Source organism: Streptomyces sp. NBC_01618, assembly GCF_045209435.1.
Lineage (GTDB): Bacteria > Actinomycetota > Actinomycetes > Streptomycetales > Streptomycetaceae > Streptomyces.
On record NZ_CP109297.1, the window covers coordinates 3,632,614 to 3,643,618 of the forward strand.

The window sequence follows — 11,005 nt, forward strand, 5'->3', positions numbered from 1 at the left end:
AGGGAAGACTCAGTCCGCCATCCCCAGGGCCAGCCTGCTCACGAATTGAAAGCTCGCGGGGTGTATCACCACGGCGTCGGGCCACTGCGCGAGTTCGACGTGCAGGGCCTTCGGACGCGGCTCGTCAGGCCATGCATCCACCAGGATCTCGCTGCCGCTGAAAACGGTGAGTGCCGTGCGCGTGACGAACTGCTCCGCCGAACGCGTAATGACCGTGCGCACCTCCAGATGCGGATAGCTTGTGCGCAGCCACTGCGACCACATCGGCATGAACATCACACCCAGGGATCCGGTCCCGACGTAGAGCAGTTGGCGGGCACCGAAGGCGGGCGCGGGCGCAGTACTGACGGGTGACTCAGCCATGAAGCCGATCCAACGCGGCGAAGATCTCTTCGAGATCCGTCATAGCGGCGCCGAGCCCCTCACTCTGGATCACTCCCGCCGGGTTGAGCGCGATCTCGTCCACTCCGGAACGACGGTAAGCGTCCAGGTCCCGCGCGATGTCGTCTGCCGAGCCGGAGACGAAGACCCCCGACTTCGCCAGTGCGTCAGCTCCGGCAGCCGGATCGTCCGGCCATGCGTCGACTCCGGCTCTGCGCAGCATGTCGGTGTAGTGGGCAGCCCCCAGGTGAGCACCGGCACCGGCGAGGGCTGTGCGCCGGATGTCACGACCCGGTCTGGCCACGGCGACGTGCACCATCGTGGCCACTCGCGGCCGGGGCCTGTCCGCGGCGGTGGCGCCCTCGGCCAGGGCGGGCACCAACGTGTCGGCCACGTAGTGAGCCGGCGTCATCCATGTGACGGCGACATCGGCGACGGCTCCTGCCAGTCGCGCCATCCGGGGCCGCAGTACGCCGAGCCCCAGCTCCACACCGGAGTGCTACTGAGGCACCAGCCGGCCCCGCACGTGATAGTGATCGCCTGCGAAGTCGACGTGCTCGTCGGCGAGTAGCCGCCGCATGATCGAGACGTACTCCCGCATGGCGGCGAGAGGCGCGGCGTACGGGTCCTTGCGGAGCGACCTCTGGAATTCCGGCGCGGCAGGGCCTATGCCCGCCACATAGGGCATGCCGCTCAACGCTGCCACGGACCGTGCCTGCATCGCGGCGTCGTAGGGGTGGCGCAGCGGCGCCAACGCGACTCCGCTGCCCATGGGGATGCGTACGCCCATACCCGTCAAGGCGGCGAACACCTGATGCGTCTCCACCCGCAGGGACTGGCCGAGCCAGAGCCTGCCCGTGCCACCGCGCTGTTGCAGCAGGCGGGCCATCGGCAGCACCTGGCCGATGTCGGCCACCATCAGCGGGCAGACGATGCCGGTGCTGTGTTCCATTGACGTCATCGTGTCCTCTGTCGGTCAGGAGCGATGGGTGGCGAACTCGCGGCGGGCGCTCAGCCTGCTGCCCGACTGCTGGCGAGCAGCCCGCCTCAGCAGGCTCGGGGCAACCAGCAGTGCGGCCAGCAGCCAGGCCGTCAGCGCACCAGCCGTCTGGAGGTGCTGCCAGCTGTGACCGGTTTCCGCGGCGAGTGCGCTGTCGGGGAGGAGCGCTGAACGCACTCCTCTTGCCATCCATGCGAGGGGGAAGACTTCCCCCGCTGTCTGAAGCCACCGAGGCATCTGATTCATCGGATAGAAGACACCCGAGATGAAGATGAGCCCGAAGACCGGAAGGGACAGCAGCGCGACCGCTTCGCGTGAACTGGGAAGCACTGCTCCGAGGGCGGCTCCGAGCGGGGCAAGCGCGGCGAGCCCGAGGAGCAGCACCCACAGCAGAGTCATCCAGCGGGTGACATCGGTGGGCAACGTGGCGTCGGTCAGCAGAGTGCCGCTGATGAGCAGGATCGCGACGGTACTGAGCGCCGTACCGGTGAGCGCCACGACCTTGGACAGCAGATATGCGGGTATACCTCCCGGCGTGCCGCGGAGCCGCAGAAGGGTTCCGTCCTCTCTGTCGTTGGCCAGTTGCTGAGGCAGCCAGGTCATAGCCGCCAAGAAGATGACGGAGGCGATGCCGCCGCCGATAACCTGGTTGGCGGCAGGTACGTGGCTACCGGGGATGTCGCCGTCACGCCCCGACGCCACGAGTAGGAACATGAGCGGGTTCACAAGGAGCCCCACCTGAGCGCGGCGGTCGCGGCGGATGTGGCGCAGTTCCATCATCCCGCGGTGCAGCCCTGCCGCGATGTGACGTCGGTTCATGACACTTGCTCCTGACGCAGCAGCCGCAGGTAGGTGTCTTCCAGAGTGGGCCGGCGGATCTCCAGCCCGTCGATGGGGCCGTCGATCCGGCAGTGCAGCTCCCAAACCAGCCTTGACGGATCGGACGTGAACTGGCGCTGGACGGCGCCTTCTTCCACCCAGCGCACTTCGGCCTTGGCTCCCACCTCGCGGACCAGCTGGTCCGCCGGCCCGCACGTGATGAGGCGTCCGTTGATGAGCACGGCGATGGAATCGGACAGGCGCTCGGCCTCCACCAGGTGGTGTGTGGTCAGTAGGATGGTCGTGTTGTCAGTGGCACGAAGTCGCTCGATGAGCTCGTGGAAGGCGAATCGTGACTCGGGATCGAACCCAGTGGTCGGTTCGTCCAGGAAGAGAAGCTCAGGCCGGCCGATGATGCCCAGGGCGACGTCGAGGCGACGCCGTTGCCCGCCGGACAGCCTGTGACACTCCTGCGTGGCCTGGTCCGTCAGGCCGACGGCCGTCAGCAGTTCGTCGGTGGTCCGCGCGTTGCGGTAGTAGCGGGCGAAGTGGTCCAGCAACTCCCATACGCGCCATCGTGCATGGTCCCGCCATGACTGCATGACGATCCCGACCCGTGCCCGCCAGTCGTCTCCGGCATACTGGGGGTCGTGCCCGAGCACGCGGACCTCGCCATCGGAGCGACGCCGGAACCCTTCCAGGATCTCGATGGTCGTGCTCTTGCCCGCACCGTTCGGACCGAGCAGCGCCAGTACCTCACCACGCCGGATGTCGAGGTCGACCCCGCGCAGGACGTCTCTGTCGCCGTACCGCATACGCAGCCCGCGCACGCTGACGGCAAGCGGGTCGGGCGCAGGGGACGACCTAACCTCCGAGGCGTCGGCCGGTGTGGGAGCAACCATGCAGCCGAGCCTAGGCGCGGGACTTGCCAGAGCCCTACTTCCAGCGGAATCTGGCTCACCAGGTGCACACGCTCGGTTTGGCGGCCTCCCGCTGCTGCCAACGTGCGCGCTTGTGATCCTCAACTTACCGTGTTGCTTCGTAGCTTGGCGGCCCGGCTGCTGCTGCAGGCGTCAGCGCAGCAGCAGCCGAAGGAGTCAGGCGTTCAGCCGCCGAGCGGTCCGGCGGGCCCATAGGAGGCACGCGACGCCAGCCAGGAGCAACCACGCCGCGCCCAGCGGCCCGCAGGATCCGTCCGCGGCCGCGGCGACCACTACGGGAGCGGTGAGCGCCATCAGTGCCAATAGCCCACGCAAATACCAGACGGCCGTCTGGATCGGCGCGGTGTTGCCCATCGCCGTCTCGGTGCCCACCAGCAGGTGAAACGGGACCGGACCCCGGTAGACGCCGACGAGTGCCGCTCCCACGCTCGCCGGCACCGCCGCCAGCACCGCCGCCAGCGCGGGTGTCCACCAACCACCGACAACGCACACCGCAAGGCCGAGCCCCGTGGCAGCGGCCAGCAACAGTCCGGGCACGACCGCGTGCCACAGCGCCAGGGTCCCCGCACGGTAGGGCAGCAGGGTGCTGCGGCGCATGTCGTCGCTCTCCAGCCGGGCCGGCTCGACGAACTGCGCGGCCGCGAGGTAGAGGAACCACACGGCCGCGCAGGACGACAGCGTGGCGGTCGTTCCGGTCCGGGCGGACGCGAAGGCGAGGGCGGCGATGGACAGAGCGGACCATGCGCAGCCCCAGCCGAGTCGGCCGGGCTCTCTCACGAGGCAGAGCGCGTCACGCCAGGGAAGCACCAGCCACGGCAGGCGCGGCGGCCGGACCCACGACGCGGGACGTGCCCCTCGCCGCTGCCGCACGCGCATCGCGGAGCGCGCCCGACGCAGGTCCAAGGAGAACAGCGAGGCACCCATCCGGTCGGCGACTGTGGCGCGCAGCCGCAGGGCCTCTCCGGGAATGTCCGGTACGGCCCGCACTGCCAGCAGAGCCGGCACGACGATGCCGCACGCCCACATCAGCATGGCCAGTGGCCAGCCCGGTGCTGTGCCCAGCGCGGCCGCCGTGAGGGGCTGAGCCGCCCAGCCCCAAGGCAGCAGCCACAGGACGGTGGTGCCAGCCCACGTGGGCAGCCCACGGGTCAGGGCGATGACGGACAGCAGGCCCAGCAGGGCAACCCCGCACCAGCCGGCCTGGAAGATCCTGCGCTGCTGCCGTTCCCATCGCACTTCGTGGCGCACGATCAGAACGCTGAGCCCGGTGCCAACGAGCGCGGTACCCAGCCCGGCCCAAACGCCCGCAGCAGTGACCGAAAACCAGGCGGCCCCCGACACATTGCCGATGAGGAAGCCGAGCACGCCACCGCTCGACATACCCAGCAACGCACTGACGGTGGCCGACGACGCCAGCCGCGGCAGCAGGAGTGGTCCGCGTGCGATGGGCTGCGGCAGCAGCCAGGACACCGTCGCGCTGTCCGCAACGACAGGACCCCGCCACACCGCGCTGCGCACGACGAGCAGCGACGCCAGGGCAAGGACGGCGAGCAGCCACAGAGGCAGAGCCTGCAAGAGCGGTTCCGAGCGGTCGAGTCGACTCGACTCTCCCAGCCGCGCCACAGCCAGCAGAGCAGGCACGCCCCACACCCCGCCGAACAGCACCAGCAGATATGCCACGAAGACAGCGCTCTTGCGCCGCTCCGTCCGGTACTCGCTGCGCGCGGCCCGCAGGAATTGCAGGACCTCGGCAGTGCTGTCGGGCCGCGAGACAGACGACCGCACGTCAGGAGGCTCTACCTTTTTGACTGGGTTGGTCCTCCCACTCGTAAGGTGAGGGCACCCAGGGGAGCCGGGTGTGGCTATCAGAGGGCTGTCGACTCGTGGCTGGAAACGCTTCGCCGCCCGGCTTCCCACGACGACTCGGCCGCCGATTAGGAAGTGCGAACAAGTCGCTGCGTAGAGCAATGCCGGCGAGGTCGTCCGTGGCACGAACAGCACGAACAGCACGAACACGCACGTCAGGAGCATGATGAGCCGGATATGGGCGGGGATCGACAGCGGGAAGGGTCACCATCACGGTCTCGCACTGGATGCCGACGGCAAGACGCTGCTGTCGCGGCGTGTCGCCAACGATGAGCCCGAGCTGCTGAAGCTGATCGGTGACGTCCTCGACCTCGCCGACGGCCACGAGGTCACCTGGGCGATCGACATGACCGGCGGGGAACCCGCGCTGCTGCTGGCCCTGCTGGTCAACCACGGCCAGGAGGTCCTCTACATCCCTGGCCGCCTGGTGAACCGGGCGTCCGACGGTTACCGCGGCGAGGGCAAGACCGATGCCCGCGACGCCTACGTGATCGCCGACCAGGCCAGGATGCGCCGAGACCTGCGGCCCATCCGCCCCGGAGACGAGGCCGCCCTTGAACTGCGGCTGCTGACCGGCCGCCGCGCAGACCTGGTCGAGGACCGCACCCGCGTGGTGAACCGCCTGCGCGGCACCCTGTTGAGCATGTTCCCGGCCCTGGAACGGGCTCTGGACGTGACCAACACCGGCCCGCTCAAACTGCTGACGGGCTACCAGACTGCGGCCGCGATCCGCCGCGCCGGGGCCGCGCGGCTGACCAGGTGGCTGGCCAACCGCAAGGTCCGAAACGCAAGCTCCCTTGCTGAAACGGCAGTTGAGGCCGCCGAGCGCCAGCACACAGCTGTCCCCGGGGAGAAGACCATCGCGAAGCTGGTCCACACCCTGGCAGAGGAGGTGATGGCCCTCAACGAGCAGATCTCCGAGATGGACAAGCTCATCGAGGGCCGGTTTCGCGAGCACGAACTCGCCGACATCGTCCTGAGCGTCCCGGGCATCGGCGCTGTGCTCGGTGCAGAGTTCGTCGCCGCCGTCGGCGGCAGCCTGGACGACTTCGGCTCCCCGGACGCCCTGGCGGCCTTCGCCGGTGTCGCCCCCGCACCCCGCGACTCGGGCAAGGTCAGCGGCAACCTCCACCGACCGCTCACCTACCACCGACGTCTCCAGCGCGTCTTCTACACCTCCGCACTCGTCAGCGTCCGCTGCGACCCCAACTCCCGGAAGTTCTACGACCGCAAACGCGCCGAGGGGAAGAAACACGTCCAAGCCGTGCTCGCCCTCGCCCGCCGACGCGTCAACGTCATGTGGGCCTTGATCCGTGACCGACGGTGCTACGAGATCACACCCCCAGTGACCACGATCGCTTGACAACAACATTAGGAAGCGTTTCCGTGCTCACGTCCGTCTCCCGCCGATTCGGTGTGCTGCCCGGTCGCCAGCCTCATCACACGGTCCGCGACCGCCTCGACGAGCTGGTCGTTGTGGGTGGCCATGAGGATGGCCACCCCCTGTGCCTTGTGCCGGGCCAGCCGGTCCGCGAGTTCCCGCCGCGCAGTGGCGTCCAGCCGCTGTTCGGGCTCGTCGACGATGAGTAGATCGTGCGGGCGAACGAAGGCCGCGGCCAGCAGCATCTGCTGCCTCAACCCTGAAGACAGCGCGGACGGCACCAGATCCGCATGGTCCGCCAGGTGGTGACCGGTCAGAACCTCGGCCACGGCGTCACGCGCCGTCGCACCCAGGCCATGCGCGAGCGCCACGAGCATGAGGTGTTCACGGACTGTCAGATCGGGATAGAAGGCGTCGACATCCATCACGGTGGCAACCGCCGCCCGCACGGCCGGCTCATCGCCGTCCATCGAAGCGCCGTCGAAGAGGACGGTGCCGGAGGTGGGCCGCTCGCGCCCCGCCGCCAGACGGAGAAGGGTTGATTTGCCCGATCCGTTGCTGCCTGTGAGAGCGACACACTGCCCCGGTGCCACAGTCAGATTCACCCCGTGCAACACCCGGGACCCACCGTAGGAATGCGCCACCTCCTGCAATTCCAGCAGGGCTCTCATTTCCTCGTGTTCAACTGCCGCTTGATCCTTGGTCCTTAACATCGTCGACAGCATAGACAGAGATGTGACGGTCACTCTTCTCGTCATAGGGCTCTTCACGCCATCCTGCGGTCCGTCTCACCAGGCGCAGTCCAGCGATACGCGCCATGAGATCGATCTCGGAGGGCCAGGCGTAGCGGAGGATCTCCTGTGTGGGCCGGGGCACCGTGCCGTCCAGAACAGTGTGGATGACCAACACCAACTGCTGGGTCCGCACGACGTGGCTGCTGTCCAGCATGACCGAGGTGGGGGACAGGTACCGGGTGCTGGTGTGTTCCCCCTGCTGCTGGTGGTACGGCATCGGGTCGAACGCTTCGATGACCACCCGGCCGCCGGGTGCCAGGTGCTCCCGCATCCGGGTCACGCACTCGACTTGCTGCGCCGCCGTATGCAGTGCGAACAACGTATTGAGGGCGATGAAGACGACATCGTAGGTCTCACCGGTGCTCACCTTGGTGAAGTCGGCCGCGAAGGCGCGCACGCGTGCGTCCGTGTCCCGCTCGGCGAGTTTGTCGAGCATCCGCTGGGACCCGTCGACACCGTGCACTTCGAAGCCCCGCTGAGCGAGGGGCACCGCGAGCCGTCCGCTGCCTACCCCGAACTCCAGAACCTTTCCCCCTTCTGGGCACATCCGGGCAAGGAAGTCGACAGCGTCCTTGATGTCCGGTGAGGACGCCGGGTACATCAGATCGTAGACATCGGCCAGGCTGTCATAGGTTTGCGTCGAGTCCATAGGGTTCACTCCCGCAGGGCAAGCAGCGATCATTTTCATCTGTCTCCCGTCTGAGCCACCTGCGTGCAATGCCTCAGGGGAGCCTCAGTTGACCACGAAGTCACCCAGGGGCCCGACACCCAACTTATGCGTAAGTGCAGACGAGCAGACCACTCACCTGCTCTTACTGATCCTTGATCAAAGTTTACGGAGAAGACTCAGCACCCGCCCGCGCAAGCGGTTCGCGCGGCCTGGCGCACCTGAGCCGATTGTCCGGAGACTTCCCTGCGGCGGTGGAAGCCGCGGGGAGGCTGGGCTGGGAGGGTCGGCACCACCGGGTGCTGGGAGACGTGTGGTGGGTGCAGGGCGACATGGAGCGGGCGGAAGCCGCCTACCTGGCAGCCCGGAGCGAAGCCGAAGAACACGGTGTGGTCGGCGAGACCGCCATGGTCCAGGCGCATCTCGCCTTCGCCGTCTCCTTCGCCGACCCGCTTCGGGCCGATGACGAACTCGACCTGGCGGACCGGCTGCTGTCGCGCCTCAGCCTGCGCTCCAGCGAGATGACCGCTCGCATCGCCGCACTCGTACGCGACGCCGGGGTCGCCGCAGACCTTCCCGACCGGGCAGCCGTGCTGCTCGCCGAAATCGGTGTCTCCGGCATTTCCTACGCCGCGGCGAAACTGCAACTGGCCCTGTGCTTCCACCACGCCGTCCTCGACGCCCAGGACGACCTTGCCACCACGATCACCCTCCTGCGCGAACTCACGCAGAGCGGCGACTACGCCTACTACATCGAAATCGCGCACTTCATGGCGGACCTCCCGCTCCCCGAGCACACCGCGCGAGCACGGTGGATCGACGGAGAACGGCAGACCCGCGACCGATGGCGCCACCTGGTTACGGCACGTCGCAGTCGCCTCGGCACGGCTCGTTAGGTCGCATCGGGCAACGTCGGCACGGAGCCGGCGGCCCCAGGCTGATGCCGCAGGGTGTCTGGGCGCTGTCTGGGAGTCGACTCGCTTCCCAAGCCCCTTCGAAACCACCGCACCCCAACGCCACTACGATCGCCGGTCATGGACTGGCTGGAGCGCACCGCGAAGCTGAGGCAGTGGAGCAGAAGCGGGACCCGTGCTCCGCACAAGCCACTGCTGTTCCTGTACGCGCTCGGCCGGTTCCAGCAGGATGCCGACGGTGAACTGCGGTACAGCGCGGTGGAGGACGACCTCAGACGGCTGCTGGCCGAGTACGGCCCACCCAACAGAACGACGCCCGCCTACCCGTTCCACCATCTGGTGAGCGACGGCGTGTGGGAGGTGCGCACCGATGGCGGACCGGGCAGCCCCGGCAGTGGCGTGCGGGAGCTGCGGGCCGTCGGAGCCGCAGGGCGGCTGACGCCGGAACTACGGGCGGCGCTGCGGCGCGAGCCGTCGCTGCTCGGCCGGATGGCACGGGTCCTGCTCGATCTGAACTTCCCGCCCTCGCTCCACGGCGATCTGTGCGAAGCCGTCGGCCTGGAGCTGGAGCCGACGGAGACCGAACAGTTCTCGGCCGTGCGCAGGCGGCGGGATCCCCGGATGCGGGAGCAGGTCCTGACGGCATACGAGTACCAGTGCGCCTTTTGCGGCTACGACGGCAGGATCGGCGCGGTGCCGGTCGGGCTGGAGGCCGCGCATGTGCGCTGGTGGGCGTTCGACGGCCCGGACGACGTCGAAAACGGACTGTGCTTGTGCTCGCTCCATCACAAGCTCTTCGACAAGGGCGTCCTCGGCATCGGATGGGGGTCTCCCCGCTCGAGCGAAGCCGAGAGTGGGGGAGGTCACCGCATCCTGGTCTCGCAGCGCTTCGTCGGCCAGAGTCCTGCCGCCCGGGAGCACGTCATAGCGCTCGCCGGCCGCCCGCTCATCGGTCCCCAACCGGGTGCCCACCCCGTTGCGGCGGTCCACTGCTCCTGGCACACCAGCCAGGTCTTCCACGGCAGCCCACGCCCCGCCACGGCCGTCTGACCGCCGAGCGTCGATCACGTGACCCGCTGGTAAGGAGTGTGATACCAGGAGTATGGTCTCTTGTATGGCGACGAAGAAGGTAACCGTGACGATTCCCGAGGATCTCCTGGACGAGATCCGCGCGGACGCGGCCGAGCGGGGCCTGTCGGCGTATGTCGCCGAGGCGCTGCGCTTCAAGCGTGACCGGGACCGGCTCCGGGAACTGGTCGACTGGCTGCAGGAAGAACACGGCCCCGTCACCGAGGACGAGCAGGCGGCAGCGCTCGACGAGCTGGAGGAACTCGACGCCGAACACGAGCGGCGCCGAACCACCGGAAAGCACAACGCCGGAGAGGCTGCGTGAAGAAGCGAGCCGGTGAGCGCGGACAGCGGCCGCTCCGTGTCTTCGTGCTCGACTGTGAAGCCCTGTCCCTTGCGGTGCGCGGCGACCGGAAGATGATCGCCTGGCTCGACCTCGCGGCACGCGGGGAAGCCGAGGTGGTGACGTCCCCGATGACACTGGTCGAGGCGTACGACGGCAGAACGACCGAACAGCGCTGGGACTGGGTACTGTCCCGGCTCCAGGTCGTCGACATCGGGAAGGACGAGGCCCGCCAGGCACGCCGACTCCTGGCCGACGCCAAGTTGCACGGCCACAAATACGCGATCGACGCCGTGCTCGCCGTCATCGCGCGACAGCAGAAGGGACAGGTCACCGTCTTCACCTCGGACGTCGACGACCTGGAGAAACTGGTCCCGGACACGATCGTCGTCAAGAAGGTGTGACCCGACCCGCGCCCCTCCAGCGCCCGCACCCACGCTGGTGAGCACCCGCGATCCTTGGGAGCCATCTGGGAGCCGACCCGCTCCCGAAGCCCCCTCCACGCCACCCGAGACCAACCGGGACCACCCACCTGACCTGCACAAACACAATCCAGGCAGGAAAGATCATTAACCGATCCTCATTCGGGACGAAGAGGTCGTGGGTTCAAATCCCGCCACCCCGACAGCTGAAATACCAGGCCAGGGGCCTGATCCACTAAGTGGATCAGGCCCCTGAGTGGTTTCCGGAGCCACCTTGGGATCCGTTTGGGGGTCGAGTGCGGGAGGCGGCTCCCTGAGGGGTCGTGCTGGAGGCCAACCGTGGAGCGGGGCTCCCCCAGGCCGTACATGTCCTTCGCGCGGCGCGCTCGGCTTATGCCTCGGTGGGTTG

The 11,005-nt window shown here is 68.1% G+C and carries 11 protein-coding genes and 1 pseudogene; 5 read left to right on the plus strand and 7 right to left on the minus strand.

The features are described from left to right. Nucleotides 1-9 precede the first annotated feature (9 nt). The 5 genes and pseudogenes from OH735_RS16965 to OH735_RS16985 form a co-directional block, all read right to left on the minus strand. Nucleotides 10-363, minus strand: a complete 354-nt coding sequence (locus tag OH735_RS16965; protein ID WP_406382383.1) for a flavoprotein — start codon at nucleotides 361-363, stop codon at nucleotides 10-12. Next, a pseudogene (locus OH735_RS16970) lies at nucleotides 356-1,342 on the minus strand (LLM class flavin-dependent oxidoreductase). The gene OH735_RS16965 and the pseudogene OH735_RS16970 overlap by 8 nt, the downstream one beginning before the upstream one ends. Nucleotides 1,343-1,357: 15 nt before the next feature. Beyond that, complete coding sequence (locus OH735_RS16975) at nucleotides 1,358-2,200, minus strand: ABC transporter permease (RefSeq protein ID WP_406382384.1); 843 nt, start codon at nucleotides 2,198-2,200, stop codon at nucleotides 1,358-1,360. Beyond that, on the minus strand, nucleotides 2,197-3,102 hold the full coding sequence (locus OH735_RS16980) for an ABC transporter ATP-binding protein (RefSeq protein WP_406382385.1): 906 nt from the start codon (nucleotides 3,100-3,102) through the stop codon (nucleotides 2,197-2,199). The genes OH735_RS16975 and OH735_RS16980 overlap by 4 nt, the downstream gene beginning before the upstream one ends. Nucleotides 3,103-3,297: 195 nt before the next feature. Further along, a complete protein-coding gene (locus tag OH735_RS16985) occupies nucleotides 3,298-4,926 on the minus strand; it encodes a DUF6297 family protein (RefSeq protein ID WP_406382386.1) in 1,629 nt (542 codons plus the stop codon). 247 nt (nucleotides 4,927-5,173) lie between these two features. Between OH735_RS16985 and OH735_RS16990 the strand changes: the two genes are divergently transcribed. After that, nucleotides 5,174-6,370 (plus strand): IS110 family transposase, encoded by a 1,197-nt coding sequence (locus tag OH735_RS16990; RefSeq protein WP_406386342.1) that lies wholly within the window; start codon nucleotides 5,174-5,176, stop codon nucleotides 6,368-6,370. An 8-nt stretch (nucleotides 6,371-6,378) separates the two neighbouring features. On the opposite strand, the gene OH735_RS16995 is transcribed toward OH735_RS16990, so the two are convergent. Continuing rightward, nucleotides 6,379-7,059 carry an ATP-binding cassette domain-containing protein gene (locus tag OH735_RS16995; protein ID WP_406382387.1) on the minus strand — a complete coding sequence of 227 codons (681 nt, stop codon included), beginning with the start codon at nucleotides 7,057-7,059 and terminating at the stop codon, nucleotides 6,379-6,381. A 10-nt stretch (nucleotides 7,060-7,069) separates the two neighbouring features. Then, a complete protein-coding gene (locus OH735_RS17000) occupies nucleotides 7,070-7,870 on the minus strand; it encodes a class I SAM-dependent methyltransferase (RefSeq protein WP_406382388.1) in 801 nt (266 codons plus the stop codon). A 233-nt stretch (nucleotides 7,871-8,103) separates the two neighbouring features. On the opposite strand from OH735_RS17000, the gene OH735_RS17005 reads away from it, so the two are divergent. From OH735_RS17005 to OH735_RS17020, 4 genes are all read left to right on the plus strand, one after another. Further along, nucleotides 8,104-8,745 carry a hypothetical protein gene (locus OH735_RS17005; RefSeq protein WP_406382389.1) on the plus strand — a complete coding sequence of 214 codons (642 nt, stop codon included), beginning with the start codon at nucleotides 8,104-8,106 and terminating at the stop codon, nucleotides 8,743-8,745. A gap of 138 nt (nucleotides 8,746-8,883) precedes the next feature. After that, nucleotides 8,884-9,813 carry a phosphorothioated DNA-binding restriction endonuclease gene (locus OH735_RS17010; protein WP_406382390.1) on the plus strand — a complete coding sequence of 310 codons (930 nt, stop codon included), beginning with the start codon at nucleotides 8,884-8,886 and terminating at the stop codon, nucleotides 9,811-9,813. Between the two features lie 64 nt (nucleotides 9,814-9,877). Further along, nucleotides 9,878-10,156, plus strand: coding sequence for a CopG family transcriptional regulator (locus OH735_RS17015; RefSeq protein ID WP_406382391.1), 279 nt, complete (start codon nucleotides 9,878-9,880; stop codon nucleotides 10,154-10,156). Continuing rightward, on the plus strand, nucleotides 10,153-10,578 hold the full coding sequence (locus OH735_RS17020) for a PIN domain-containing protein (RefSeq protein WP_384388930.1): 426 nt from the start codon (nucleotides 10,153-10,155) through the stop codon (nucleotides 10,576-10,578). The genes OH735_RS17015 and OH735_RS17020 overlap by 4 nt, the downstream gene beginning before the upstream one ends. Nucleotides 10,579-11,005: the final 427 nt, after the last annotated feature.

Bases quoted from the DNA above. Each gene is read 5' to 3' on its own strand.
- OH735_RS16965 (WP_406382383.1), bottom strand. From the start codon at position 363: ATGGCTGAGTCACCCGTCAGTACTGCGCCCGCGCCCGCCTTCGGTGCC.
- OH735_RS16975 (WP_406382384.1), bottom strand. From the start codon at position 2,200: ATGAACCGACGTCACATCGCGGCAGGGCTGCACCGCGGGATGATGGAA.
- OH735_RS16980 (WP_406382385.1), bottom strand. From the start codon at position 3,102: ATGGTTGCTCCCACACCGGCCGACGCCTCGGAGGTTAGGTCGTCCCCT.
- OH735_RS16990 (WP_406386342.1), top strand. From the start codon at position 5,174: ATGAGCCGGATATGGGCGGGGATCGACAGCGGGAAGGGTCACCATCAC.
- OH735_RS16995 (WP_406382387.1), bottom strand. From the start codon at position 7,059: ATGAGAGCCCTGCTGGAATTGCAGGAGGTGGCGCATTCCTACGGTGGG.
- OH735_RS17000 (WP_406382388.1), bottom strand. From the start codon at position 7,870: ATGAAAATGATCGCTGCTTGCCCTGCGGGAGTGAACCCTATGGACTCG.
- OH735_RS17010 (WP_406382390.1), top strand. From the start codon at position 8,884: ATGGACTGGCTGGAGCGCACCGCGAAGCTGAGGCAGTGGAGCAGAAGC.
- OH735_RS17015 (WP_406382391.1), top strand. From the start codon at position 9,878: ATGGCGACGAAGAAGGTAACCGTGACGATTCCCGAGGATCTCCTGGAC.